This is a genomic window from Planctellipticum variicoloris, from assembly GCF_030622045.1.
Classification (GTDB): domain Bacteria; phylum Planctomycetota; class Planctomycetia; order Planctomycetales; family Planctomycetaceae; genus Planctellipticum; species Planctellipticum variicoloris.
Genome location: NZ_CP130886.1, coordinates 7,089,167 through 7,113,809 on the forward strand (window position 1 = coordinate 7,089,167; position 24,643 = coordinate 7,113,809).

Consider the following 24,643-nt stretch of genomic DNA (forward strand, 5'->3'; position numbering starts at 1 on the left):
TGACGGCGACCAAGTCCTCCGGAGTTTGAGGTCCCGGGATGACCTGCTGGCTGCTCTGCGATGCTCCACTGCCGCTGTCCGTCTTCACCGCCGCGCTGGCGTACGGGCTGCCCCTGCTGGCCTTCGCGTACTTCCTCTTCTGGCTGTGGATGCTGGTCCATTGCATCGTCTACGAGCCCGACAAGTTCTTCTGGGTCTGGCTCCTGCTCATCGCCTGGTTTCCCGGCGCAATCATCTACGCCGTCATGCGCTACTTCCCCGCCAGGGAGTTCGTCGGACCGCGCTGGCTGCGACGCTCCTTTCGCGGCCGGGAACTGCGACGACTCGAAATCGCCACGCAGCAGATCGGCAACGCCCACCAGTTCGTCGTCTACGGCGACGCGCTGCGGGAACTGGGGCTGACGTCTCAGGCGCGCGCCGCATATGCCGACGCTCTGCAGAAAGATCCGAAGCTGCTTCCAGCACTGTGGGGTGCGGCCCAGGTTGCTGTCGCCGAGAAGAAACCGGCGGAGGTCCGGGATCTGACGCAGCGCGTGCTCGAAATCGACCCGCAGTACAAATTCGGCGACGTTTCCCTGGCGTACGGACGAGCGCTGGAAGACCTCGGCGAGACCGCCGCCGCCCGCGAGCACTTCGCCCGGCACGTCAGCCGCTGGCGACATCCCGAGGCCGTCTACCGGCTGGCAACCCTCTACGAGGCCGCCGGCGACCGACACGCCGCCCGCGAACAGGCCCAGGCGCTGCTCCGCGACCTGGCCACGTGCCCGGCCGCCATCGCCCGCAAACACGGCCGCTGGCAAAGCCGGGCGAGGCAGTTGCTGAAGCGTTGATGGTTGATGGTCGATCGTTGATGGTCAGAACGGAACGGCTCTCCGGCCTCTTTCTGACTCTCAACTCTCAACTCTCAACTCTCAACGAAAAAACCCCGCCGTCTCCGGAAACCCGCACAGCAGGTTGAAGTTCTGCACAGCCACGCCGCTGGCCCCCTTGATCAGGTTGTCCAGGCAGGCCAGCACCACCACCCGATCCTTCACGATCCGCACCGTGATGTCGCAGAAGTTCGTGTAAGCGGTGTCCTTCGTCCCCGGTATCCGGTCCACAACCCGGACGAACGGCTTGTCCTGGTAGAACTCCCGGCAGGCCGCCAGCAACTCAGCCTGTGTCGCCGGTTTCTTGGGCCTTGCGTAGATCGTGGCTTCGATCCCCCGGTCCATCGGCGTCAGGTGCGGCGTGAAGATCACATCCACCGCCTGACCGCTGGCGGTCGTCAGCACCTGCTCGATCTCCGGCTGGTGCCGGTGCGAGCCGACCGCATACGCGGCGAAGTTCTCGTTGCACTCGGCATACAGCAGGTTCTGCTTCGCCGTCCGCCCGGCCCCGGAAACGCCGCTCTTGGCGTCGATGATGATCCCCGTCGGCTCGACGAATCCGCCGCAGATCAGCGGCGCGAGCGCGAGAATCGACGTGCTCGTATAACACCCCGGATTGGCCACCAGCGACTGGCCGGCGATCCTGTCGGCAAACAGCTCCGGCAACCCGTAGACCGTGCTTCCCAGTCTCGTCGGATCGGTATGGACGTGGCCGTACCACTTTTCGTAGACGGCGGGATCGTTGAGCCGGTAGTCCGCGCTCAGATCAACCACCTTCAATCCCGCCGCCAGCAGCTTGGGGACCGTGTCCATGCTGGCGACGTGCGGCAGGCAGCAGAACACGACGTCGGCCCGCCCGGCGAGCTGCTCGGGAGACAGGTTCTCCAGCCGCAGATCGAGCCGGCCCGCCAGCAACGGATGAACCTCGCTGATGTGAGCAGTCTCCGTCCGGCTGGTGACCGCCGTCACCTGAGCGTGCGGATGGACGAGCAGAATCTTGAGCAGTTCGAGAGCCGTGTAACCGGTGGCTCCCAGGATGGCGGCGCGAGTCATGAGCAACATCCGTCCGACCAGTCGGCCAGACCTTTCGTCCAGAGAGCCTTCAAACGCATCAACGCCCGCAGATCCAACGGGCTGCCTGCCCTGCAGACAATCCAGCGACAACGCGGGTTCACCGGCAGCCATTGTAGGCCATTTCGCGCCCGGAGCGAGCGCAGGGGACGGGACGAGAGGTGGCGAGCAGAATTCGGCAGGTCTGCCGGAATGTGTTGACGAGAGCACAATGCGGCAGGCTCCCGCCCAATCTCGTTCGGCACGGTGCTTGCATAATCTATGGCGGCTGGGGGAAGGCGGCGAGGAGTTCTTCGTCGTCGGCCCAGCCGGTCATGTAGAGACAGACCATTTCATACGCTCGACGCGACAGGTTGCCTCCCGTCGCCAGGGCCAGGAGCAGCCCGGCGAGCAGCGAACAGTAGAGCTGGATCTCCACGCCCCGCGTCTTCGCCGAGAGCAGTTGCTGGCAGCCCAGCACCTGCTTCAGAAACCGGAAGAACAGCTCGATCTGCCACCGGCATTCATAGATTAGCACCACCTGTTCGGCCGGGAGATCCAGCAGCGTCGTGGCCAGGATCAGGCCTTCCCGCCCGGTCTGGTCGCTGCGAAGCCGCCCCTGCCTTGCCGAACTTGGTCGACCGGGCACTGGCTCGACGGTGATCCGCCGCACGACGTGATTGGTTCTTGCGGGACTGGCTCCGCTGCCGCCGCCCAGCGCGATCAGTTCATCCGCCACGACCCCCGCGGCGCGATCGGCTTCGGTGAGCGCGGGGAGTTGAACCGCATGACCGTTCGCGTCGTTGACCGGTCCCTCGACCACGCGACCGTCCCCGCGATTGAGCCGGCAGACGTAGTCGCAGCGGGCTTCGACCAGTTCGTTGAACACCACGGCCGAGCGATAGCCCCGGTCCAGAATATAAAGGTCTCCCGGCGCACCGGCGGGTTGCGGTTCGCGGGCCTGGATCTGCTGGAGCGTGACGGCGCGCTCGGAGTGCGGCCCTTTGGCCGGCTCCTCGGTGAGGGTCGAGGCCACGACCCTCTGGTCGTGAATGCGAAGCTGGGTGTGCAGCCGCCACTGGCCTTGAGAACCGCGTCCCAGCCGGGCGGCGATCTGCGGCAAGGCCGACAGCACGGTCCCGTCGACGGCGACGAGACGTTCGACGATCGGGTTGGGAAGGCGTCCCAGCCGACCGCTGCGGCTCACGCGGAACTGATGCCGGGCGAACTGGCGGCGGAGTTCGTGAACGAGTCCTTCCAGGAGCGAGGGATCGAAGACGGACGAGGCCTCGGAGAAGGCCCCGGCCGAGACCTTTTGCCCGCCGGCGAGCTGTTGGACCTTTTTCAGTCCCGAGGCTGCGACGAGCGCCCGGGCGGACTTGAGAACGGGGTTGAAGAAGCCGATCAGGAGGAGCGCGGCATACTGGCTGTAGAACAGCTGCCGGTTGCGAGCGGTGTCGCGTTCTGTCCCGCAGGGAGCCAATCGTTGCAGCAGCGGAAAGATGCGCCGCAGCAGGACGGTCCCGGCCAAAGGACCAATCAGCTCCCGCCGCTCCTCCTCCGTCAGCCCCTTCTCCGCCATCGCCACTCCCTCCGCAGGGAGAAAGACTACAATCTCAATCGGCCTGCGCAAAAAGCGTGCCGAACGAGATTGGGCTCCCGCCTGCCGATGTGCGGGCGGCCACGCCTTCTCCTCACGACCCACTAACCACCATCCACTCCTCCCCCCAGCGTGCCGCAACCTCTATGCGGCGTATTGCAGGGCGGTGGCGTAGAAGGCGAGGCCGAAATCGCCCTGACTGTAACGCAGCAGCCAGGAGCAGAGCTGCAGGCGTTCGTCGTAGCGGTCGGTCATCAGGTCTCGCGCGTCGCCGAATCGCAGCCGGGTCTGCTGGAGGTAGTTGGCGAATTCCGGTCGCCAGATTTTGGCGTAAATCTTCCGGCCCTTTCGCCGGCAGTATCCGTGCCACCAGGGGGCGACGATGCGGTTGAAGATCAGCCGTCCGCCTTGCCAGGCGGCCAGTCCGCTTACCGCAGTCTCGAACAGGACGACAAACGACGACGACGTGGGCCAGACCAGATAGATCACGCTGAAGGCCAGAACGAAGACGACGGCGCTGGCTGCGACTTGCGAGAAACCGACGCCGAGGCTGAGGACGTCCCAGACCTGTCCGCCGAGCGAGCCGTTGCCGCGGACCTCCATCGCCTCCAGCCACTTGCGCATGGAGCGTTTTCGTTTCGGCTGCAGTTCTTCGTCGGGTCGGCTCAGCCCCAGCCGGCCGCTGACTTCCGCCTCGATCCAGCACCAGGTCTGCCAGACGACGGCGCAGGACTGGTCGTCGTCATCATCGAACGGGAACGCCGCCAGCACTTCGTCGGCGTCGGAGGCGGCGCGGAGCTGGAATGTCAGAAACGCCCGCTCGACCGCGGCGTCGTCCTCTTCGCAGTAGACTCTGATGACCCGGTCGACAGCCGCCCGGAGGGAAGAGCCGTCCAGAAACTGATCGCGCTGCTCGCGGTAGGTGCGGAGCACCATCAGGACTTCCAGGTCCCACTCCAGGCGATGGGGCAATTCGCCCGCCGCATCGTCGAGGAGTGCAAAGCCGGCGGCGAGCCAGTCGTCATCGGCCCGCCAGAGAGCCTTCCGCAGCAGGTGCAGATAGAACGTATTGCGTCCCAGGACCTCGTGAACGGGCTGCCGGGATTCGCACTCTTTCAATGTTTCACGGAAGGTCTTGAAGGTCGCCGACTTCAGCAGCACGTCCCAGACGGGTTCCGTCAGGAAGTAGAAGCGGTCCCCCTGGACGACCTGCGAAACGGCGATGAGAACTTTGCTGATTGCGTCGGGGGGCAGCGCCGTCCGGAGCGATTCGTAGAGCAGATGAAACAGAGCCGGATCGCGGGGATGCTCCTTGAGACCGGCGAGCACCCATTTCAGCAGCCGGAGGTCATCTGCGTCGGGGAGCGCATCGCCGATCAGCGCCAGGCAGAAGTAGTCGTAGGGCGACTTCGAGGGTTTGCGTTTGAGTTCGTCCAAGAGCGTCTGCGGCGACTCGTGTTCGAGACGAACATGCAAAGGGGGCGACGCGGGAGGGGGAGCGGGCCGGGCTTCCGGCCGGGTCGGACGAACATCCGGACCGGCTGAGGGTGGCGTCGTCTCCGCGGCGGGGTTCCAGCGATAGGGCTGGACGGCCGGACCTCGGGGTTCGCGGGCTCCGTAGCGCAGCTCCTGGTCGAGGGCTTCGTAGGCCGCCCGGATGCGCTGGAACTCCTCGGGGAATTTCTCAGGCTTGAACTGTTTGAGATACCGGTTATAGGCCCGTTTGAGGACGGTGCGGTCGTAGCCGGATTCGAGTCCGAAGAAGCCTTCCGGATCATGGGGAAGCAACTCCCAGCGCGGCGAATCGGCGGGTTCGTTCATCGGCGAAGAGATCTCTGGTCGGACTGCAAGAGGGGGTTCGGACGGACGACGTCATGGATTCGCAGGAGGGAGCCGGAAAGGGGGGACCGCCCCTCGGCCATCCGGAAGTCCGAACTGTCGGCCCCGTTGCTGTTCCTGTTGTCGGCGGACCTGTTCCATGATCTTCTGCATGGTCTCGGACCGGTTCTGGCCGGGGATGGGCTGCGGTGTGAAGAGTTGCTGCGAGTCGGCCGGTCGGGAAAGGGCCGCGGGGCGATTCCGGTCCTGGCCCGACTTGGGATTCAGCACTGCCAGCACCACCGAGACCAGCACCGGAATCAGGAACCAGACGTAGCGCAGCGGAGACGTTCCCGAGGTTTGTCCCTGTTCCAGCGGTCTTCGCACCCAGCGCGACGCGCGTTCGCGGCGCAGCAGGTCGAACCAGTCTTCCTCGAGCTGGTAGATCTCAGGCAGTTCGCGTTCCAGCAGCGCCAGCATCTTGAGGGCTCGCTTCCGCGCCCCGGCCTCGGCGAATGAATCCTGAACCGCTTCCTTCAGCGGGCCGGCATCGCGCGGAGAGACGACAAGGATCTGTTTGAGTCGGCTGAACAAGTCGGGGTCGAACCTGGGGACCTCCGCCAGCCCGGGAAAGTCCTGGCGATGGGAGGCCAGGACTTTGAGTCGCTGGGCTGCCTTGCGCAGATCGGGAAACTGCTTGAGCGGCAGCGCGTCGAGGGTCTGCTGCAGAACGGTGAGACGTTCCTTCCAGAACTGCTCCCGCACCTGCTGCAGTCCGTCCACCGCCTGCTGCCGCAGCTCGCGTGCATCGACCTCCGTCACGGTGCGCGCCGTCGGAGTCTTGATCCGGCGGTAGCGATTGCGCAACGCCAGGATCTCCTCCGCACGCTGCAGCGGGTTCATCTGCAGGACGGTTCGGAGGTAGGCGCTCCGTTCGGCGTCAGTTCTCGGCGTCGGGTTGTTCACGATAGTCGTCGTACTCGATTCCCAGGCTGGACAGTACCACCAGCAGGCCCTGACGGACGGCGGCGAACTGCTCGCGGTCGCCCGCAGCCATGGCGGCTTCGAAGGCGGTGAGCGTTTCTTCGAGGGTTTGCCGTTCCATGGGCGGCACTTCGCCGATGATTCGCTCGACGAACAGCAGCAGCCGCTGATTTTTCACGTCGTCGCGGGGATAGAACTTGACGGCTCGCAGGCGTTCGACGGCGGCGGCCACTTCCGCTTCGCTCATGTGGCGGGCGTGGTTGGTGAGGACCGTCACGAATCGCCGGCCGGTCTCCGGAATGTAGGCTTCAACCTCCAGAATGCCGTTCAGATCGTACGTGAACCGGACGCCGATCTGTTGACCGGGGGGGCCGGCGGGGATGCCGGTGACTTTGAGCTCGCCGAGCTTCAGGTTGTCCTTCACGCGGCGGCTTTCTCCCTGATAGATCTGCAGCAGGATTTCCGTCTGACTGGCGGTCATCGTTCCGAAGAACTCTTCGCGGGAGACGGGAATTGTGGTGTTGCGATGGATGATGGGCGTGTAATAGCCGTCCATCGTCTGATGCGCGAACTGCTTCGCCGTCTCGATTCCCAGAGTGAACGGGCAGACGTCGGTCATGACCATGTCGTCGACCGCCGCATCGTCGGCGATGAGGGCCGCCTGGACGGCTGCGCCGAGTCCGACGACTTCGTCGGGGTTGAAGGTGCAGAGGGGCTCGCGTCCGAAGAGTTCGCGGACCGTTTCGCGGACGATCGGCATCCGCGTGGCGCCGCCGACCAGAATCACATCGTCGACTTCGTCGGGGCCGGTCCCCGCATCCCGGAGCGCCTTGCCGATCGGTTTGCGCAAGCGCTCAACCAGTTCGCCGGAGACCTTTGCGAACGCCTCCCGGCTGACTTTGATGCGTTTGGCGTCCTCGCGAAGCTCACCGTTCTCTTCTGGAACGCGGACGACGGCCAGTTCCTCGGTGAGAAACGCCCGCTTGGCGCGTTCGCATTCTTCGCGCAGCCGCGCAACCAGCAGTGGAGTTTTGTGTTCGGCGGTTTCCAGCGCCATCCCGAGTTGCTTGAGGACGGTGGCGACCAGGCGGTCGGTGAAGTCTTCGCCTCCCAGGAAGCTTTCGCCGGCGGTGGAAATGATTTCCAGCGTCCCTTCGAAGATCTGCATCAGCGTCACGTCGAACGTGCCGCCGCCGAGGTCGATGATGATGAGCTTCTTGTCGGCGTCGCGGTCGTGGAAGCCGTAGGTGAGGGCGGCCGCGGTCGGCTCGTTGATGATCCGGCGGACTTTGAGCCCGGCGAGTTCGCCGGCGTGTTTGGTGGCTTTGCGCTGGAAGTCGTTGAAGTAGGCCGGGACGGTGATGACCGCTTCGGTGACCGGGCCGCCCAGAGCGGCTTCGGCGTCTTCGCGGAGCGAGCGGAGGACGAGGCTGGAGAGTTCCGGCGCGGAGAAGGTTTTGCCGGCCAGCGAGACGTTGCGATTGGTGCCCATCAACCGCTTGAACGCCGAGGCGCAGCGATCGGGGCTGGTGACGCGCAGTTCTTTCGCGGGAGCGCCGACGACGACCTGACCGTCCTGGAGAATGCCGACGACGGACGGCGTGAGAACGTCGCCGTGCGCGTTGCGGATCAGCTCGGGCTGACCGTTGCGAAACACGGCGCAGAGGGAGTTGGTCGTTCCCAGATCGATGCCGACAACATATTCCACGACCGACAGGCCCTCGGACGGTGACAGCCGCTGCCGCAGCTTGGGGAAGTACGCCACTGGTCGACAGGATACCAGTTCGCCCCGGCGGTTCGCAAAGGGCGTTCGCGGGTGAGGAGCCGAATCCGTCGCCTGGAAGCCCGCCAACGGAGAATCGCGACCGGGCGATTGAGTCCCGATCGTCGCACCGGCTACACTTCGTTGCCGGACCGCGGTGCGGGGGCTGGCCAAAACTCGTATTGCCGTAATCATTTCCGGGTTGGTCGCCAGTCGGTCGTCCGTTGCTTGAGAGTTCAGTCCCGATGCCTGCCCCGGAACCGAGTCCCGCCGCCAGTCCGGAGCATGCCCCGTGGATTCGGGCGGCGGATGTCGGCATCGCGTTCGCCGGCCAGCCCGCGCTGCGAAACGTCACCTGCGAAATTCGCCGTGGTGAGTTCGTGTCGATTCTTGGCCCGTCGGGGTGCGGCAAGTCGACGTTTCTGCGGATGCTCGCCGGGCTGATCGCGCCCGGTGCGGGGACGCTGACCGTGGCGGGTGCGAGTCCGGCGGAGGCCCGGCGGTCGCTGGTCCGGGCGGCGTTCGTGTTTCAAGATCCGACGCTGCTGCCGTGGCGGACTGTCGCCGAGAACATTCGGTTGCCGCTGGAACTGCAGGGGCTGCCGGCCGGCGAGGTCGCCCCGCGGATTGAGGCCAGCCTGGCGCTGATCGGACTGAAGGCTGAAGACGCCGAGAAGCGTCCTCGCAAATTGTCGGGGGGGATGCGGATGCGGGTCAGTCTGGCGCGGGCGCTGGTGACGCAGCCGGACCTGCTGCTGCTCGATGAACCGTTCGCCGCACTGGACGACATCCTGCGGCAGCAGCTCAACGAGGATCTGGTGCGATTGTGGCGCAGTGCAGGCTGGACCGGCGTATTCGTCACACATAACGTGGCGGAAGCGGTTTTCCTGAGTCAGCGGGTAGTGATCATGACGACCCGTCCCGGGACCATTGCTCACGAGGTCCAGGTTCCGTTCGCATATCCCCGGACGCCGGATCTGCGGGGTGAACCGGAGTTCGCCCGGCTGACAGCGGATGTCAGCGCCCGCTTGCGGGAGGCGGCCCGATGACGCGTTTGACAAACTGGCTGGTGCAGACCGCACTGCCTCCGCTGGTGTTGTTTGCACTGGTGCTGCTCGCCTGGCAGGGGATCGTCACCTGGTTCGAGATCAAGCCGTTCCTGCTGCCTGGACCACTGGGGGTGGCGGCGACGATTCGCGACTCTGCCGGCCGGCTGACGCAGGCGTTGCTGTTTACGGGGGCCGCGGCACTATGCGGGTTCGGGCTCAGCCTGCTGGTGGGGACGCTGGTGGCGTTTGCGTTTTCGCAATCGCGGATTCTGCGAACCAGCGGGTATCCGTATGCGATTTTTCTGCAGACGGTTCCGGTGGTCGCCGTGGCGCCGCTGATCGTGCTCTGGCTGGGTTATGGGTTTCAGAGCGTGGTGGTCGTGGCCTTCATTCTGAGCCTGTTTCCGATCATCACGAACGCGACTGCGGGGCTGCTGACGATCGATCCGGACCTGGTGGATCTGTTTCGGCTGAATAACGCCAGCCGCTGGCAGGTCCTCTGGAAGCTGCGGTTTCCGAATGCGGTTCCGGCGATCTGCGTCGGGGCCAAGACCTCAAGCGGGCTGGCTGTCGTCGGGGCGATCGTGGGGGAGTTCTTCGCCGGCTATGGTACGAAGCAGTTCGGGCTGGGGTATCTGATCCGGGCTGCAACCGACGGCTTTCAGTCCGATGCACTCTTCGCCGCCGTGCTGATGTCGACGCTGCTGGGGATCGCAATCTTTGGCGTCGTCACGCTGACGGGGGCCGCGATCCTCGCTCGCTGGTATGATGGTCCGGTTGAACATCGCCGGTAGCACAACTGACAACCGTCTCGCAGGGAAAGCTGGCCCGATGACGCTTCGAGTTCGTCTGCATTCAATGGTTCTGATCGCCGGCTGGCTGCTGCTGGCCGGTTGCAGTCGCGATGCCGGGACGCCGGTCGCCGGGCCGGGTAAGGCGAGTCCGTCGGCGGCGGAGCCGGTCGCGGTGGAGATTGCGCTGAACTGGTATCCGGAGGCGGAGCACGGCGGATTCTATGCGGCGCTGCTCAATGGCGAGTATGAGAAGGAAGGGCTGAAGGTCACGATTCGCCCGGGGGGACCGCAGGCGCCGGCGCTGCAGCAGGTGGCGACGGGGCAGGTGCAGTTCTGCGTCGATAACGCCGACAAGCTGCTGCTGGCGCGTGCGCAACAGGCGGATGTGGTGGCGGTGATGGTTCCGATTCACGACAGTCCGCGGTGCATCCTGGTTCACGAGTCGTCCGGCATTCAGACGTTCGACGATCTGGCGAAGCGGGAAGGGCTGAAGCTGGCGATCAATACGGGGCAGCCGTTTGCGCAGTACCTGCAGAGCAAGCTGGACCTGTCGAAGGCGCAGATCGTTCCCTATCCGGGAAACGTGGTGCAGTTCGTGCTCGACGAAAACTATGCGCAGCAGGCTTACAGTTTCAGCGAGCCGTTTGCGGCGAGCGAGAAGGGCGTGAAGTCGCGGACGCTGATGGTCTCGGAGCTGGGGTTCAATACCTACACCAGCGCTCTGATGACTTCGCGGAAGATGCTCGAGACTCAGCCGGAACTGGTTCGCAAGGTGGTGCGGGCGTCGCTGCGGGGCTGGCAGCAGTATCTGCAGGACCCGGGAGCTACCAATGCTCACATTCACGAGCAGAACCTGGAGATGGGGCTCGGCATCCTCGAATTCGGCGTGAACGGATTGAAGCCGCTGTGTCGAGATCCGCAGGGAAGTGCGGCGGAGTTCGGGCGCATGGACCCGCAGCGCTGGACGGAGCTCGTCCAGCAGATGGAGACCGCGGGTTCGCTGAAGGCCGGCGCCGTTGCGCCGGCGGACGCTTACACGAATGAGTTTCTGCCGGCCGAGTAGCCGCTAACCGGCGCCGTCGCGCGGGCCGATGTAGTCGCTCGCGTAGGTGTCGAGCATGATGACCTCGACGCGGTCGGCCTGCAGGCTGCGCATGTCCGTCGAGCTGTTGGGGGGCTGGTATTCGCCGCACGCGACGATGCGCACTCGCTCCGGATTCACTCCGGCCTTGCGCAGCAGTTCGTAGACTGCGTGACCGCGGGCGTACGTCAACTGCCAATTGTCCTGGAACCGACGCAAGTCGGGTTTGCCCGGAGCGCAGTGACTGCGGATTTCGATCTTGTTCGGTTTCCCTGCAACGGCGGCCACGATCTTTTCCATGGCTCGCTGGCCGGCCTCATCCAGCACCAGGCTTCCGGTGTCGAAGAGCAAAACCGGCTCGACGGGGATCGGGACGCCTGGACGGTTCGTAAGGGTCCGGGTGTCCGGACCATCCACTGTCTGCGGCGCCTTCACGCCCCCTTTGCCGGTGGGATCGTCCTTGAAAGAGCCGAGCGTGGTGAGCTGCTCGACCATGCTGTTGAGCGGGAAATAGGGGCCGGGGGGGACCCGCGCGCCGGCCCGGTAGCCCAGATGCTGCTGGAGCGACTCAAGCACCTGGCGGTACTTCTTGTTCGCCTTCACCTCGCTCATGGAGACGAGCATGATGAAGAAGGTCAGCAGCAGCGACATCATGTCGCCGTAAGTCACCACCCACTCCGGTACGCCGGGGGGAGCGTCGTCGTCGGCCATCGCGTCCTCCCTGGCTGATCCGGCCCGCCGACCAGCCATTTTTTCCTGCCGACAGTGATATCGGCCGAACGGGAAGCCCGGACGACTCGACCTTCGGAAGCGGGCCGGATCGGAATTCTTCCGAGAGAGAGCCGTCCCTGCGGTCCTTGCCGCTTACCCGGTCGGCGAGGTTTGCGCCGTCGACAGAATCGGAGAATCCATCGCGGTCGCGAGATCCTATGGCTCGATACTTCGCGACAGGCAATGTTGAAGGCCGGCTTCATCGGCGACGGCGATAGTGCCCGCCCTCCGCGGGGCTTGAGCGGCGGGCGGGCCGACCGATCGTCGGCGGCCGGGGTAGGGTTTCACACGGGGACTGGCAGCCGTTTCACGGCGCCCCCGCTCCATCAAGACGGGCCACTTGAGGACCACGGCACTATGACGCACCGCATTCTGATCTGCGACGAGCAACCGCACGTCACCCGCCTCATGTCGTTGAAGCTGTCGCACGCGGGGTACGAAGTGCATACCGCCGCCGACGGCGAAGCCGCCTGGCGCGTGATGCAGGACTGGATTCCCGATCTGGTAATCACCGATGAGAGCCTGCTCCGGCTGTCGGGTCAGGAACTGGTGGCCCGGATGCGGCAGTCGGCCGTGCTCGACCGCATTCCTGTCGTGCTTCTGTCGGCGAGTGAGATCTGCGACATCACGAATCGGGCGCGATTGGCGCAGCTTCATGTCGCCGAGCAGGTTCACAAGCCGTTCAGCCCGCGGCAGCTCATCGAGGACGTGCAGCAGATTCTGGAGTTGGAAAACACGAATCGGCTCGAATCTGTATCGGCGTAAGCGGTGATGGGAGGCCTTCGCTGGACCGCAGGGAAGCTCCGGTCCGGGAGAGATGAAGACCGGGGCATCGCGAAGACGCTCCTGCCCCGGCCACCCAGCCAGTGGATCACTTTGATACCGCGTTTGGGAGAGCTCACTCGCCGGGGATGCTGTCCGCGTCCGGTGGCACAGACATTCCTGTCTGTGTTTCTGCTTCGGGCAGAGCCGCCGCCGGAGCTTCGGCGGCTGGCGGCGGGACCGGTTCGTCTTCCAGCGGCTTGCGAGGGGGCAGATCGCCGGAGCGCTTCGGTTCGGGGGCGTACCGCGACTTGGGATTGAGCGAACGGAGGACGACGCTGACTGGTTCATGAACCAGCTTCATCGTGACGCCGTCGGGGACGCAGAGGCAGCGGACCTGCACGACGTCGCCGGGGACCTTGCGTTCGGCCCCGCAGCGGGGGCAGCGCCAGGTACGGCGGACTTCGAGAGGGAGGCGGAGACCGGGGCCGCGCATGGGGCTGACTTCAGTGAAGAGTGGGGAATCTCATCCAAAGGCGGTCTTCATCATAAGAGAGAACTCGGCGTCGGGCGAGAGATCCCGCTGAAGTTCCGCTGTCAGGCGTTCGAGTTCCCGGCGTTCGTCCTCCGACAAGTCGTCGCGATGCAGAGCCAGTGAGATCGCGGACCGCAGGTTGCTCGCGATTCTCAGACGCTCTCTGCGGAGTTCGAGCAGCGGTCCGCGATTCAACCCCAGGGCCTCGATTGTTTCCCTTCCACGACGCGTCTTCCCGAAAGCGACTTCCTGACGGAAGCCGATCGACCGCGTCGGGGATTCCACGACCGGATTGACCAGCAGCGGCTTCTCTTGATTGAGATCGTCACGGTGACTGCGCGCCCGCTTTGTCGGATTCGCGAGCGGGAAGTGGTTCTTCTTGAACTGCTGGTTGCAGAGCTGGCAACTGAAGGTCAAGTTCTGCCAATCGTAGGCCAGCCAGTAGTAACCGGGCGTTTCCAGCGGATCGCCCACATGCTGCGTGAAGCCTCCTTTCGGGCGAAAGTGCTCGACGTCCCCGTAGCCGGTCGCGGTGAACTTGGATTCGCAGAACGCGCACTTCTCGTGCTGATCGGCAATCAATGCGTTTTTCACGGCCTTCGCGCCGTAGATTGCCGAGCGAAACCTGAAATCCCGCTGACCGGCATCGTAGTCGTCCGCCAACTGCTGCGCGGCTCGTCCGCCGGGGGATTCGGGGCCATCGAGCGGCGAGGGAACGGCGGCGGACTTCCGAATCCGGATCATGACCGGGGCTTTCGAGCCACCTTTTCCAGCAGGTCGACCGCCGACTGCAACCGGTCGTTCACGGCCCGCTCGGCGGAAGTCGAGCCGACCGGGAAGGCGGCCATCTTCGCTTCGAGCTCCTGCAGCTTCGACTTGTCGGCTTTCGAGAGCTTCGCCTGACTGAGCAGTCGCGTTCTTTCTTTCACGATCTCCTCGCTGGCTTCGGAGCGCAGCGGCACGTCAAACAGCTCGCTGGCGAGGATCTGGTCGGCCCGCCAGCCTTTGACTGCACCCAGATCATTGCGGATGACAACGTGATCTCCTTCGCGTTGCAGCACGGCGACGTTGGCCTGCATCTCGGCGGCGGCCTGGACGATCAGCGGACTGTGGGCTGTGGCGATGAACTGCGTTTTCGGGAACCGCTCGCTCAGGTAGCGCATCACCTTGCGCTGCCAGGTCGGATGGAGGTGCAGATCGATCTCGTCGACGAGGCAGACGGCGGGCTCGGCGAGCGGCTCCGGGCTGTCGGGATAGGCCTCGAACATGCGGGCGGCGAAGTCGACGACCCAGGTAATGAGAGACTGGTAGCCGTAACCGAGCTGGCGGAGCTCGACTTCGCCATAGGGGGTGGCGAAGAGGACACGGGGGTTCTTGTGTCGCTCGTCGGGATCGGAAATCCGGATGTCGGCCACTTCTCCGTCTGGAAACAACTGCAGGAGTGTCGCGCGGACCGCATCGAGACGTTGCTTGAGCTGTTTCGAAATTGGCGACGTTTTGGCGGCGGCGTAGTCCGCTCGCAGCAGCCACTCCTCGGCATTCACGAGATCGGCGGAGTCGTCGAAGAGATGGTCAGTGAAGTTCAATGCGTGGCGAATGCCATTCGCTAACTCGGCTCGCCCCAGTCTTCTCCAAGCTCCGTATCCGAAGACTCGCGGCTCTGGAATCAACCCCGTTGGGCTCTGGAAACCAAGTCGGTTCATCACCTCCAGGCGGTCATCGGAATAGACAGGAAAGTCATCGACCGTAGAAACGACGACCCCATATTTACCTCTACTTGACGACGACTGAAATGCAAGCTCGACGCTTCCTGATTCAATTGTGGAATGCTGATCATAGTTGAGACGCGATCCTTCGAAGATCATATCCAAGCAACGCGACTTTCCGTTTAGAAACACCACTGCCGGCAGCGGTGCTCTCTCATCATCATTGATCTCGATGACGCAGTTCGCTGGATCATTGATCGCGTAAAGTCGCTCCGTAGCTTCTTTCAATCCCCCAATCATCTGCAACAGCGTCGACTTCCCAGTCCCGTTGTTCCCGAGGATGATTGTCCACGGAGCCCACGTTCCGTCTGGCTTGCTCAGATTGAGCTTCTGAGTCTCCGCGCCAAAGCAGCGGATGTTTGAAACTTCGAGCGACAGGAAGTAGGCGTGGTCCGTGGGCGGTCGATGCGCGCCGTTCTTCCCGGCGAGTTTGGACGGCGTCGATTTTCGGGCTGCTTTCTTCGCCACGGCTGCTCACTTCGCCCCGAAACAATACACTTTTCCGTCCCGCGATTCTGAGCCGATCACCAGGACCCCTTCGCCGATGGCGGGGGAGGCGGTGATCGGTTTGCCGGCATTGAACTTCCAGGGGGATTCGCCGGTCCGCAGGTCCAGTTCGTAGAGGTTGCCGTCGTTCGAGCCGACGAAGACCCGGTTGCCGACGATCGCCGGGGAGCTGTCGACTTTGCCCCGCGTGGCGAACGTCCAGACTTTTTCGCCCGTTGCTCGGTCGATGCAGTGCAGCAGCCTGTCGCGGCCGCCGACCACGACCCGGTCGTCGGTCACCGCCGCCGAGGAATGGAACGGCATGTCGGACTGCGGGCTCTTGTAGCGCCAGACGACGTCCTTTTTCTTCCAGTCGACAGCCACCACCTCGCTGGCATACGTACCGACGTAGAGCCGGTCTCCCACGACGGCGGGAGAGGCGATGAGGTACGTCTGCAGCGGCAGGTCGCCCGCTTCTTTGCCGGTTTCGATGTTGATGATCCGCAGATGTTCGTCGCAGCCGGCGATGAACGTGAAGCCTTCAGCCACGGCGGGGGAGCAGTGGACGTAGCCGCCGGTTTCGAACTTCCACTTCAGCTTGCCGTCCGCCTCCCCGAGGCAGTAGAGGGCGTTGTCGTAGGAGCCGAAGATCACCCGCCCGCCGGTCACGGCGGCCGAACTGTAGATCTCTCCCTGCGTTTCAAAGACCCAGCGCTGCTTGCCGGTGACGCGGTCGATCGCGTGGAACTTGCCTTCTTCGTCGCCGATGTAGACGGCGTCGGCAGTGATCGTCGGCGCTGACTTGAAGCCGGGCGCGAACGAATTGTCCGGGACCGGGTCGAGCGTCTTATAGGACCAGCGCTTCTGACCGGTCAGCCGGTCGACGCAGGCGAGTTCGCCGGACAGGCAGGGGATGTAGACGTCATCGCCGACGATCGCCGCGGTCGCGACGATCTGGTCGCCGAGTTCGATTTCCCAGAGGAGCTCCAGCTTTGCCGGCAGCGTCGTGCCGGCAATTCCGGTCTGAGAGAGGTTCTGACGAAACCGCGACCAGCTTGCGCCGTCCGGCGTCTTCGCGCTGGCTCCGTACGCCGCCCCCGCCAGGAGCAGGACACCGCACAACAGCCGGGCGCATGTGCCGCCCCGCATCAGTCGCAGCGTGAAAAAGCGCATCGGTAAAGCTCCTCCAGAGACGTGGCGTCGACGGGCCGGGGATTGAAGGCGCCGGTCCACTGCTTTGCGGCCTCGCCTGCCATTTGCGGAATCAACGCGGGATCGACGTCGCAGGCTTCCAGTGAAGAGGGCATGCCGGCTGTGCGAACCAGTCCGGCGATCGCCCCAGCGAGCCGGTTGCCGGCGCTCGGGTCCCTGGCGTCGCACAACCCGATATCCGCCGCCAGCCGACCGTAGAGGCCGCCCACGACGGAACTATTGTATCGGATGACATGCGGAAGCAAGACGCCAATTGCAATTCCGTGAGTTACGCCGAAATGGGCCGTCACCGGGTTAGAAAGCGCGTGCGTGGCGCCGAGCATCGAGTTTTCAATGGCGGCGCCGGCGAGATGCGATCCCAGCAGCATGGCGCCGCGGGCCTTCACGTTGCCGGGCGATTTGAGGACGCCGGGAAATCCCGCCGACAGCAGTCGCCAGGCCCGCCGGCTGAAGAGCTGGGAGATTGGATTGCGGCGGGTGGTGACGTACGACTCGACGGCGTGGCTGATGGCGTCGATGCCTCCGGCCGCCGTGACTCCGGCGGGCATGCTGACGGTCAGTTCGGGATCGAGGACGGCGACGCGGCAGGCGGCCTTTCTGTCGCCGCAGGCCATCTTCATATGCGTCTCCGCGTCGGCGATGATCGCATAGGACTGCGCTTCGCTGCCGGTTCCCGCGGTGGTCGGCACGGCGATCAGCGGGAGCATCGGCAGCTTCGCTTTGCCGGACCCGTGATAATCCTGCATCCTGCCGCCGTTGGTCAGCAGGAAGTTGATGCCTTTCGCGCAGTCCATGCTGCTGCCGCCGCCGACGGCGACGAGAAAATCGATCCCGGCCTGACGGGCGATCTCCAGGCCCCGGCCGACGTCGTCGGTGGTCGGATTGGGATGGACGTCGCTGAAGACGGTCACATTAAGGCCGGAGGTGCTCAGCGACGCCCGGCAGCGTTCGGCGTGCCCGGCTTCGAGCAGGCCGTGATCGGTCACCAGCAGCACGTTTCGAGCGCCGTACTCCAGGGCCAGTTCGCCGAGCCGGGCCGACGCATGCGATCCGAACACGACGCGCGTGCGGGGATCGTAGTCGAAGCCGGGCAGTTCATCGGCATCGAAATCAGACGACGCATCAGGCATAGGGCTATCCGTTGCAGGCGGGGCAGGGATACGGGCGGGAGCGACCGGGGTGCACATCTGCAGGGTGTGGCGCGAAATCGTCAGACTTCGCTGAATGCCGCTTGTGCCGGCATCGGAACTGATTGATGATACTCCGACCTTGCCACGACTGACAAACCGAATCGCGATCCTGCCGTCCGTGACTCCCAGTCTCAGTAACCCTGCCCCACGGAAAGTGACCGCCCGTGACTGTCGATGCTCCCGCCTCCCGCCATTCCGAATTCCGCATCTGGTCCGTCTGTTTCGTGCTGCTGCTGGCGAGTTCCATCAATTACATGGATCGCCAGACGCTGTCGAATGTTTCGGTGCGCATCAAGACCGAGTTCGGGCTGTCCGGCGAACAGTACGGCCAGATCGAACTGGCCTTCGGCTGGGCCTTCGCGATCGGAGCGACGGTTTTCGGAGTCATCGCGGACCGCACGAGCATCCGCTGGCTGTATCCGGCCGTGTTGCTCGCCTGGTCGATCATGGGGATTCTGACCGGCTGGGCCAACAGTTTCGCCAGCCTGCTGGTCTGCCGGCTGATGCTGGGCTTCTTCGAAGCCGGCCATTGGCCCTGCGCGCTCAAGACGACTCAACGGCTGCTGCCCAGCAACCGGCGGACGCTCGGCAACAGCGTCCTGCAGAGCGGTACGGCGATCGGTGCGATCATTACGCCGCTGATCATGCTGGCTTTGCTGACGGACGACGTGGGGAGCTGGCGGCCGGCGTTTCAGATCATCGGCGGGATCGGCATTTTCTGGATTGCGCTCTGGCTCTGGATGGTCCGAGGACTGGATCTGGAGACCCCTGTTGTGGATCACCAGGCGCAATCCTCCTCGGGCTGGAAGAGCTTCCTGAATGCGTTGTGCGACTACCGCTTTCTGATCCTGATACTCGTGGTAATCTCAATCAATACGGCCTGGCATCTGCTCCGGGCGTGGCTGCCGATGTTCCTGCAGGAAGGCCGGGGCTACTCCGAGAAGGCGATGCTGGCCTACATGTTCTGGTACAACGTCGCGACCGACGTCGGCTGCCTGGCGGCGGGGGCCGCGACCATCGCCCTTGGCCGTCGCGGCTGGTCGTCCCAGGGGGCGCGGGTTGGCGTGTTCTGCGTCTGTGCGCTGCTGACCAGCCTGTGCGGTCTGCTGCCGTGGCTGCCGCAGGGGCCGGCGCTGCTGGGCGTGTTTCTGCTGGTCGCCATGGGCTCGCTGGGGCTGTTTCCCTGCTACTACGCCTTCAGCCAGGAAGTGTCGATCCGGCACCAGGGCAAGGTCACCGGGCTGCTGGGGACCATCGCATGGCTCACGACATCGCCGATGCACATCCTCTTCGGACAGTGGATCGACAAGACCGGGTCGTTCGATCTGGGGCTGATGCTGGCGGGACTCGTCCCGGTCCCGGCGGCGCTGCTCCTGCTGCTGACGTGGCGGACGGACAAGCCGCCCGTGGAGGCTCGCTGAACAGGACCGTCTGGACAAGCCATCGCGGCCGGCATGAGCGGGCGTGAAAATGTCTCCGGAGAGTGCGTACGAGCAGCCACAGGCCGCCGCTCCGGAAATCCTGTGTCGATGATGCTTCGCAAACATTCTTGTTGCGATTCATTGGCTGGACGGTCATGATTTCCCTCCTTATCTGCACTGTCACGATTCTCGTGGCACGTCACAATTTCTGAGGAGGGCCAACATGAGATCTGGGTTTTTCTGCTGTCTGCTCGGTCTGGCAGCGCTGGCGTCGTCGGCAACACGCGCGGACGAAATCGCCGCGGTCAACATGGATGGCGGCTGGGTCGGCATCAACGGCTGGGCGACGTATGTCGGCGACATTTATGCGCCACTGAACTACACTAACGAAGCGGCCGCCCAGGAGTTCGTCGTCTCCAAGAGCGGGACATTGACCACGATTACGGCGAGCGTCGACAATTTCATCGGCGGCGACCCGTTGATTGTCTCAGTCTTCACGGCCGTCAATCGCCGCCCCGGGGCGTTGCTGGGACGCGTGTCCGTTCCCGATTCCCAGATCAACGGGTTTAACGTCAACGGGAATCCGCTTAACACGTTCGACTTATCATCGCTGGGAATTCCTCTCGTCGCCGGACAGAACTACATCGTGACCTTTACCGTCGCCATTCCGGGAGCTGTTCGATATCGAGCGATTCTGAACGCGCCCAACGTCAATTCGTTCGGCATCCCCAGTCTCCGCTCTCCAAATGGCGGCCTGACGTGGACCGTAAATAGCGTCACTCCCGAAATTGGACTGGTGGTCTCGGTCATCGTTCCCTCCCCGCCCCCTCCGCCAGTCACCTTTGAAGTCGCCATCGACGTAGTTCCCGGGACGACGGACAATTTCGTCAATCTGAACTCGAAGAAGTCGAAGCCAGTGCCGGTGGCCGTGTTTGGTGATGCGGATTTCTCGGTCGATGACGTGGTGCTGGGCAGCATCGTGCTGGGCGATCCGGCGCTGATTGCTTCCGGGGATGGAGTGCCGGTGGCTCCCTACACGATCAGCGTGCTGGATGTCGACGGCGATGGGCACGACGACCTGCTGCTGGAATTCGATACGGCGGAGCTGAAAGCGGTCGGCGCGATTGACAGCGCATCGACGGAGGTGCGACTGGAAGCGGACCTCACCAACGGGGACTCGATCTTCGGTAGCGACTCAGTCGCAACGAGTCAGCCGAAAGGGGGCGGCAAAGGCAACGGTGTGGGCGGCGGGAAGAAGTAGTTGCCGAAGCCGGGAATCTCGATGCGAACAGCCCGGACGATCGCACGATCATCCGGGCTGTTTGCTGTTTGTCCGCGAACGTCAGACTACCTCAAACCCCGTCCGCTGCTCGCGGCCCAGCAGGTGTCGGCGTCGTCGACAATCTGCTCGGATTTGGGACCCCATTTCAAGTTGCGTCCGAGGCGCTTGGCGATGTTCGACAGGTGACACGTCGTCCGCCAGCGGTTCGTTTTTCAGCGCTTCGATGTCTGCGCCGGTCAGCTTGCCGCGGTTCACGAAGAACCGACCTGCGTCCCCTTCGAATCTCACGCCGCTGTCGAAGCCCAGGTCCTCCGCGTTGTCAACGGTCGACCAGTCGATCTTCGGTCGCTCGGTCGGGGACTTTGCGTTCTGAGTCTTCGTGCGGGCGTTCAGGTCCGGTCGGGGAGGGCTGCCCCGGCAGCGGCGGCCAGCGTGGCGGACTGCAGAAAATCGCGGCGGTTCGTCCGTCGAGTCATCCGTTGAGTACTTCAGGAGGGGCGATCGACCGCTCGGACTGTGCGGCGATTGTAAACCGGTTGTCGGCCGCAACGCATGCGGCGATTTCCAGCGCAGGACTCGTTGAGCTGTCAAACCGCGTCGTCCTGGCCTACGCTACAGGACCCTCAATGAACCGTCGTTTTCCTCCGAATGGAGTTCCCCATGAGCCAGATCATCCGCCACGGCGTAACCCGCCGCTGGTCTGACGCCGTCGTGAATCAGGGAGTCGCCTACTTTGTTGAAGTCCCGGACAATCCCGAGGCCGACGCCGCGACACAGTTTCATCAGGTACTTTCCCAGATCGACGCCCGGCTGCAGCAGTTGGGCGGCGATCGGACGCGCCTGCTGCAGGTGCTGATTTACCTGCCCGAGGCGGGGGATCTGGCGGCGTTCAATGAGATCTGGGACGCGTGGGTTCCGGAAGGCCACGCTCCTTCGCGGGCGTGCGTGCATGCGCCGCTGGCGGCGGCGGGGTATCGAGTCGAGCTGGTGATTACGGCGGCAGTGTGAGCCGGTCAGCTTGCCAGCAGGCTGCGGACTCGCTGTGCAAATGGTGCGAAGCCCGCCGGGCAGCGGTCTTCGAGGTGATCAATGCGAACCCATCGCGACACCTCGGCATAGAACTCGCGGAGAGACATCGACTCAGCGACAATGGACCTCGCGACTTCCTTTGGAGACTTCAATTCTTCCGGTGACTTCTGGCAGTCAATCGTCCGAGCAAGCGTCTTCGCCATTGCCGCTTCATCGGCCACCATCCAGGCATCAAAGGACCGGATGGCGACTCCGAACGCTCTGGGGAAAAGGACGTCTCCGAGGTGTCCTTCCTGAGCAGCATTCATTTGCTGAGACCGCTCGGGATCACCGTCTTCATCGATTAGAAAGACGACCGCGTCGAAACCTTCTTCGCGGGCTTCCGCCACGGCGGCAGCGGCCTTTTTCAAGTACCCGGCCCCCTTGCCGTGCTGACGGGATCTCAGCCTGATTGAAGACTTGAAGTCGCAAGTGGCGATCTGCGGGCACAGCCGGGAAAGCAGAGTTTCCAGGGCGCCGGATGCTTCGTGCAGACCGTCGTGGTAAACGCGAACTCTCACGGTTGCGTTCCGACGGTTTCCGGAATGGTCTGATTGCCATTCAGAATATGGTCATCCCGACCCGACCAGATCTCACCCAAGGAGAATATGCGGCCTTCACGCCGCACTGTCTCACTCTCTGAGAGCCGTTCGACGGCGATATTTCCCGCGTCGGTTCGGTAGCAAAGCGTGACTTCCTCCGGTTGGAACTGGTCGACGACATACGGCGAATGCGACGTCAGGACGACCTGCGTGTGGTCCTGCTTGGCGATCAGTTCACGGAGCAGGCCGATGATCTGTTCCAGTCGTGCGGGATGCATGCCGTTCTCGGGCTCTTCGATCAGCAGCAGACGGGGGGGATTGGGGGCGTAGAGGATGGTCAGATACGCCAGAACCAGCAGGACGCCTTCGGAAAGTTGCGAGGCGGGGACGTCTTCGGTGTGGCCGCGAAACAGAATCCGGATCTCGTGGCCGTTCTGCTTGCTCAGCATCGGCACCAGTTCGTCCCGTTTGTGTTGAGTGTCAAACGCGGACGTGGATGCGATGCGTATGGTTTGAATGTGTGGAAAGAAGTCCCGGAAACGATCTTCAATCGTTTGGAAAAGCCCGCGGTCGTACAGCACGATCTCCGCCAAGGCGCGCGCCAGGCCAAATCCGGAGGCCTCCATCGCAAAACCCGCCTGCGGATCCAGCGCTGCCGGCAGCGCCAGCAACCGTGGGTTCCAGCGGAAGAATTGGACGCCGGACAGAGCCGATCGAACGTCGTCGAAAGCTTGAGCCGTCAATGCACCTTCACCTTGACGTGTTGCATCAGGAGAACGTTCGACAGCGGCCACCTTTGTGATTGTTTTGTTCCAACGCTGACGACTTTGCTTCGAGAGTCTCCACTCCCCCACGCTCGTTACAATTTGCTCATCCGTGAGCTTAACAACCTTGCCAGTCCGCAAGAACGAAATGTCGATCGAGTAATGGAGGTCGGAATCGAAGTCAGCGGCCAGACGGATTTCCCGCTGCGGATCGCGACCCGTCACCAGATCGGCCCCGTCCCAAGCGCCCGGAAACGCTTCCACCAGATCGACGTCGACGCTCCGACAGAGCGCCGCCAGCGCTTCGAGCAGACTCGTTTTGCCGGAATCATTGGGGCCGATCAGCAGATGCAGCGGCGTCAGGTTTAGTCGGACTTCGTGAAGGGCCTTGTAGTTCTGAACGTGGAATTGCTCGATCATCGCCAGACTTCAAATAGACGGTCGCTTCAAAAACGGCCCGGGTGGACCTGCTCAAGTGTACCACGCCCGGCGAGGGAGGTCAGCGGAATTCCGGGGCACTTTTTCACCCCGCCACCCACCCCCACGTCGCCAGCAGCGCGACGGTCGTTAATGCCGGGGGCAGGAAGATCATTGCGACCCGGCGGAACAGCGCCCAGCGGCCGGCCAGGCCGGCGATCCCGGCCTTGAAGGCCAGGTTGGCCAGCAGGGCCACGAGAATGATGCGCCAGCCGTCGTCAGGGTCGATGGTCTGCGGACCGCCGTTCTGAACCAGCCGCGAAGTCGAGATCGTGATTGCGTCTGTATTGACCAACCCTGCCAACGCTGCGACGACATACATCCCGCCTCCGCCGAGCAGAAATCGCGACGCGGCAAGACCCCAGATGACTGCGGCGTAGAGAACCGCAAACGCCAGAGCCGACCGCAACTCAGTCGGATTCTGGTGCTCCGCCATCTTCAGCGGGTGACGATAGGTCCGCCACCACGCCCATCCGGCGGCGGCGGACATCGAAATGGTCACCAGAATCAGCGGGGGCGCAAGGCGGGGGAACTCAGCCGGCGCAACGACTGCAATTTCGACCAGCGTTCGCAGGTAGCCCACGGCCGAGGCGATCGCCACCATTGCGGCGGCGGCCCGCGCGAATCCGATGTCTTCCGCCGTCCGGCGGGCGCAGCTCATCGTCGTCGCCGTACTGGAGACGGCGCCGCCAAGGACGCCTCCCAGCAGGACGCCTGCATCGGCTCCAAAGAGCTTGTAGGCGATGTAGCCGACCAGACTGACGCCGACGATCAGGACGACCATCAGCCAGATTTCGCGGGGATTGAGTACACCGAAGGGGTCGTAGGCGGCGTCGGGCAGGACCGGCAGGACGACGCAGGTCACCAGCACGAAGGTCATGATGGCCCGCAGGTCGGTCGCCCCGAGTCTGGCGACGAAGCCGTGCAGTTCCGGCTTGAACTGCAGCAGCACCGCGGCGACGCCTCCCGCCACAATCGCCACCGCCCGGTCTCCGACGGTCAGGTAGACCCCCAGGCCGTAGATCAGCAGCAGGGCGATTTCCGTGGTCAGTCCGTAGTCAGCCTGCGGTCCGCCCTGGCGAATGAGCATGCTCTTGGTCAGCGCCGCCACTACTGCGAGAGAGAGAAATCCGGCGACCACCACCCAGCCGCCGGCTTCAAGCTGGCGATCCGCCAGCCCGACGATCACCCCCAGGACCGACACCAGCGGAAACGTCCGCAACCCTGCGAGCGGCGACTCTGCGAACTGCCGCTGCAACCCGACGATCAATCCGATCCCCAGTGCGATGCCGAGCTGCTCGAACAGAATCTGCGACGGTTCGTACATGCGGCTGGAGCCAATGGCAGGGTGACGAAGATT

At 63.8% G+C, this 24,643-nt stretch carries 23 protein-coding genes and 2 pseudogenes; 8 read left to right on the forward strand and 17 right to left on the reverse strand.

The annotated features are described in order from the left end of the window. Positions 1 to 38: 38 nt before the first annotated feature. Positions 39 to 830, forward strand: coding sequence for a tetratricopeptide repeat protein (locus tag SH412_RS27795; protein WP_336521301.1), 792 nt, complete (start codon positions 39 to 41; stop codon positions 828 to 830). 81 nt (positions 831 to 911) lie between these two features. Here SH412_RS27795 and argC read toward each other — a convergent pair whose 3' ends face one another. From argC to SH412_RS27820, 5 genes are all read right to left on the reverse strand, one after another. Then, a complete protein-coding gene (argC, locus tag SH412_RS27800) occupies positions 912 to 1,922 on the reverse strand; it encodes an N-acetyl-gamma-glutamyl-phosphate reductase (RefSeq protein ID WP_336521302.1) in 1,011 nt (336 codons plus the stop codon). A gap of 277 nt (positions 1,923 to 2,199) precedes the next feature. Then, positions 2,200 to 3,501, reverse strand: coding sequence for an IS4 family transposase (locus SH412_RS27805; RefSeq protein ID WP_419555790.1), 1,302 nt, complete (start codon positions 3,499 to 3,501; stop codon positions 2,200 to 2,202). A 162-nt stretch (positions 3,502 to 3,663) separates the two neighbouring features. After that, positions 3,664 to 5,340: a J domain-containing protein gene (locus tag SH412_RS27810; protein WP_336521303.1), complete on the reverse strand. Its 1,677-nt coding sequence runs from the start codon at positions 5,338 to 5,340 to the stop codon at positions 3,664 to 3,666. Positions 5,341 to 5,391: 51 nt separating this feature from the next. After that, entirely contained in the window at positions 5,392 to 6,303 is a 912-nt protein-coding gene (locus SH412_RS27815; RefSeq protein WP_336521304.1) for a hypothetical protein, read from the reverse strand. Further along, complete coding sequence (locus SH412_RS27820) at positions 6,278 to 8,029, reverse strand: Hsp70 family protein (RefSeq protein WP_419555833.1); 1,752 nt, start codon at positions 8,027 to 8,029, stop codon at positions 6,278 to 6,280. The genes SH412_RS27815 and SH412_RS27820 overlap by 26 nt, the downstream gene beginning before the upstream one ends. 299 nt (positions 8,030 to 8,328) lie before the next feature. Here SH412_RS27820 and SH412_RS27825 point away from each other — a divergent pair, with 299 nt between their 5' ends. Genes SH412_RS27825 through SH412_RS27835 form a run of 3 tightly spaced genes read left to right on the forward strand, consistent with a single transcriptional unit; the run spans position 8,329 to position 10,989 of the window. After that, the gene (locus tag SH412_RS27825; RefSeq protein WP_336521306.1) at positions 8,329 to 9,132 is read left to right on the forward strand and encodes an ABC transporter ATP-binding protein; all 804 of its coding nucleotides are present in this window, start codon (positions 8,329 to 8,331) and stop codon (positions 9,130 to 9,132) included. Next, positions 9,129 to 9,926 carry an ABC transporter permease gene (locus SH412_RS27830; RefSeq protein ID WP_336521307.1) on the forward strand — a complete coding sequence of 266 codons (798 nt, stop codon included), beginning with the start codon at positions 9,129 to 9,131 and terminating at the stop codon, positions 9,924 to 9,926. Before SH412_RS27825 ends, SH412_RS27830 begins: the two co-directional genes overlap by 4 nt. A gap of 37 nt (positions 9,927 to 9,963) precedes the next feature. Then, positions 9,964 to 10,989, forward strand: a complete 1,026-nt coding sequence (locus tag SH412_RS27835; RefSeq protein WP_336521308.1) for an ABC transporter substrate-binding protein — start codon at positions 9,964 to 9,966, stop codon at positions 10,987 to 10,989. Positions 10,990 to 10,992: 3 nt separating this feature from the next. Here the strand turns inward: SH412_RS27835 and SH412_RS27840 are convergent, their stop codons facing one another. Continuing rightward, positions 10,993 to 11,718, reverse strand: coding sequence for an OmpA/MotB family protein (locus SH412_RS27840; protein WP_336521309.1), 726 nt, complete (start codon positions 11,716 to 11,718; stop codon positions 10,993 to 10,995). A gap of 417 nt (positions 11,719 to 12,135) precedes the next feature. Between SH412_RS27840 and SH412_RS27845 the strand changes: the two genes are divergently transcribed. Beyond that, the gene (locus tag SH412_RS27845; RefSeq protein WP_336521310.1) at positions 12,136 to 12,543 is read left to right on the forward strand and encodes a response regulator; all 408 of its coding nucleotides are present in this window, start codon (positions 12,136 to 12,138) and stop codon (positions 12,541 to 12,543) included. 133 nt (positions 12,544 to 12,676) lie between these two features. Here the strand turns inward: SH412_RS27845 and SH412_RS27850 are convergent, their stop codons facing one another. The 6 genes and pseudogenes from SH412_RS27850 to SH412_RS27870 all read right to left on the reverse strand — a co-directional run bounded on the left by SH412_RS27850 (position 12,677) and on the right by SH412_RS27870 (position 17,669). Further along, positions 12,677 to 13,036, reverse strand: coding sequence for a hypothetical protein (locus tag SH412_RS27850; RefSeq protein ID WP_336521311.1), 360 nt, complete (start codon positions 13,034 to 13,036; stop codon positions 12,677 to 12,679). A gap of 30 nt (positions 13,037 to 13,066) precedes the next feature. After that, a complete protein-coding gene (locus SH412_RS27855) occupies positions 13,067 to 13,819 on the reverse strand; it encodes an HNH endonuclease family protein (RefSeq protein WP_336521312.1) in 753 nt (250 codons plus the stop codon). Next, positions 13,816 to 14,661 (reverse strand): AAA family ATPase, encoded by an 846-nt coding sequence (locus tag SH412_RS27860; RefSeq protein WP_336521313.1) that lies wholly within the window; start codon positions 14,659 to 14,661, stop codon positions 13,816 to 13,818. Before SH412_RS27860 ends, SH412_RS27855 begins: the two co-directional genes overlap by 4 nt. 426 nt (positions 14,662 to 15,087) lie before the next feature. Further along, positions 15,088 to 15,309 (reverse strand): annotated as a pseudogene (locus SH412_RS28755) (AAA family ATPase); the annotation flags it as partial. Between the two features lie 6 nt (positions 15,310 to 15,315). Then, positions 15,316 to 16,500, reverse strand: a complete 1,185-nt coding sequence (locus tag SH412_RS27865; RefSeq protein ID WP_336521314.1) for a beta-alanine-activating enzyme beta-propeller domain-containing protein — start codon at positions 16,498 to 16,500, stop codon at positions 15,316 to 15,318. After that, positions 16,476 to 17,669 (reverse strand): iron-containing alcohol dehydrogenase, encoded by a 1,194-nt coding sequence (locus SH412_RS27870; protein ID WP_336521315.1) that lies wholly within the window; start codon positions 17,667 to 17,669, stop codon positions 16,476 to 16,478. The genes SH412_RS27865 and SH412_RS27870 overlap by 25 nt, the downstream gene beginning before the upstream one ends. Before the next feature lie 224 nt (positions 17,670 to 17,893). On the opposite strand from SH412_RS27870, the gene SH412_RS27875 reads away from it, so the two are divergent. After that, positions 17,894 to 19,150: an MFS transporter gene (locus tag SH412_RS27875; protein WP_336521316.1), complete on the forward strand. Its 1,257-nt coding sequence runs from the start codon at positions 17,894 to 17,896 to the stop codon at positions 19,148 to 19,150. 223 nt (positions 19,151 to 19,373) lie between these two features. Continuing rightward, positions 19,374 to 20,411 carry a hypothetical protein gene (locus SH412_RS27880; RefSeq protein WP_336521317.1) on the forward strand — a complete coding sequence of 346 codons (1,038 nt, stop codon included), beginning with the start codon at positions 19,374 to 19,376 and terminating at the stop codon, positions 20,409 to 20,411. Between the two features lie 81 nt (positions 20,412 to 20,492). Here the strand turns inward: SH412_RS27880 and SH412_RS28760 are convergent. Both SH412_RS28760 and SH412_RS28765 read right to left on the reverse strand, forming a co-directional pair. Next, a pseudogene (locus SH412_RS28760) lies at positions 20,493 to 20,747 on the reverse strand (gfo/Idh/MocA family oxidoreductase); the annotation flags it as partial. Positions 20,748 to 20,821: 74 nt separating this feature from the next. Continuing rightward, positions 20,822 to 20,908: a twin-arginine translocation signal domain-containing protein gene (locus SH412_RS28765; protein WP_419555834.1), complete on the reverse strand. Its 87-nt coding sequence runs from the start codon at positions 20,906 to 20,908 to the stop codon at positions 20,822 to 20,824. 184 nt (positions 20,909 to 21,092) lie between these two features. On the opposite strand from SH412_RS28765, the gene SH412_RS27885 reads away from it, so the two are divergent. After that, the gene (locus SH412_RS27885) at positions 21,093 to 21,440 is read left to right on the forward strand and encodes a RidA family protein (RefSeq protein ID WP_336521318.1); all 348 of its coding nucleotides are present in this window, start codon (positions 21,093 to 21,095) and stop codon (positions 21,438 to 21,440) included. Positions 21,441 to 21,445: 5 nt separating this feature from the next. Here SH412_RS27885 and SH412_RS27890 read toward each other — a convergent pair whose 3' ends face one another. From SH412_RS27890 to SH412_RS27900, 3 genes are all read right to left on the reverse strand, one after another. Continuing rightward, entirely contained in the window at positions 21,446 to 22,021 is a 576-nt protein-coding gene (locus tag SH412_RS27890) for a hypothetical protein (RefSeq protein ID WP_336521319.1), read from the reverse strand. Next, on the reverse strand, positions 22,018 to 23,226 hold the full coding sequence (locus tag SH412_RS27895) for an AAA family ATPase (protein WP_336521320.1): 1,209 nt from the start codon (positions 23,224 to 23,226) through the stop codon (positions 22,018 to 22,020). Before SH412_RS27895 ends, SH412_RS27890 begins: the two co-directional genes overlap by 4 nt. Before the next feature lie 103 nt (positions 23,227 to 23,329). Further along, complete coding sequence (locus SH412_RS27900; RefSeq protein WP_336521321.1) at positions 23,330 to 24,610, reverse strand: MgtC/SapB family protein; 1,281 nt, start codon at positions 24,608 to 24,610, stop codon at positions 23,330 to 23,332. Positions 24,611 to 24,643: the final 33 nt, after the last annotated feature.

Coding starts and splice junctions, on each gene's coding strand:
- SH412_RS27795 (WP_336521301.1), top strand. CDS start 39: ATGACCTGCTGGCTGCTCTGCGATGCTCCACTGCCGCTGTCCGTCTTC.
- argC (WP_336521302.1), bottom strand. CDS start 1,922: ATGACTCGCGCCGCCATCCTGGGAGCCACCGGTTACACGGCTCTCGAA.
- SH412_RS27805 (WP_419555790.1), bottom strand. CDS start 3,501: ATGGCGGAGAAGGGGCTGACGGAGGAGGAGCGGCGGGAGCTGATTGGT.
- SH412_RS27810 (WP_336521303.1), bottom strand. CDS start 5,340: ATGAACGAACCCGCCGATTCGCCGCGCTGGGAGTTGCTTCCCCATGAT.
- SH412_RS27825 (WP_336521306.1), top strand. CDS start 8,329: ATGCCTGCCCCGGAACCGAGTCCCGCCGCCAGTCCGGAGCATGCCCCG.
- SH412_RS27830 (WP_336521307.1), top strand. CDS start 9,129: ATGACGCGTTTGACAAACTGGCTGGTGCAGACCGCACTGCCTCCGCTG.
- SH412_RS27835 (WP_336521308.1), top strand. CDS start 9,964: ATGACGCTTCGAGTTCGTCTGCATTCAATGGTTCTGATCGCCGGCTGG.
- SH412_RS27840 (WP_336521309.1), bottom strand. CDS start 11,718: ATGGCCGACGACGACGCTCCCCCCGGCGTACCGGAGTGGGTGGTGACT.
- SH412_RS27845 (WP_336521310.1), top strand. CDS start 12,136: ATGACGCACCGCATTCTGATCTGCGACGAGCAACCGCACGTCACCCGC.
- SH412_RS27850 (WP_336521311.1), bottom strand. CDS start 13,036: ATGCGCGGCCCCGGTCTCCGCCTCCCTCTCGAAGTCCGCCGTACCTGG.
- SH412_RS27855 (WP_336521312.1), bottom strand. CDS start 13,819: ATGATCCGGATTCGGAAGTCCGCCGCCGTTCCCTCGCCGCTCGATGGC.
- SH412_RS27865 (WP_336521314.1), bottom strand. CDS start 16,500: ATGCGCTTTTTCACGCTGCGACTGATGCGGGGCGGCACATGCGCCCGG.
- SH412_RS27870 (WP_336521315.1), bottom strand. CDS start 17,669: ATGCCTGATGCGTCGTCTGATTTCGATGCCGATGAACTGCCCGGCTTC.
- SH412_RS27880 (WP_336521317.1), top strand. CDS start 19,374: ATGAGATCTGGGTTTTTCTGCTGTCTGCTCGGTCTGGCAGCGCTGGCG.
- SH412_RS28765 (WP_419555834.1), bottom strand. CDS start 20,908: ATGACTCGACGGACGAACCGCCGCGATTTTCTGCAGTCCGCCACGCTG.
- SH412_RS27885 (WP_336521318.1), top strand. CDS start 21,093: ATGAGCCAGATCATCCGCCACGGCGTAACCCGCCGCTGGTCTGACGCC.
- SH412_RS27895 (WP_336521320.1), bottom strand. CDS start 23,226: ATGATCGAGCAATTCCACGTTCAGAACTACAAGGCCCTTCACGAAGTC.
- SH412_RS27900 (WP_336521321.1), bottom strand. CDS start 24,610: ATGTACGAACCGTCGCAGATTCTGTTCGAGCAGCTCGGCATCGCACTG.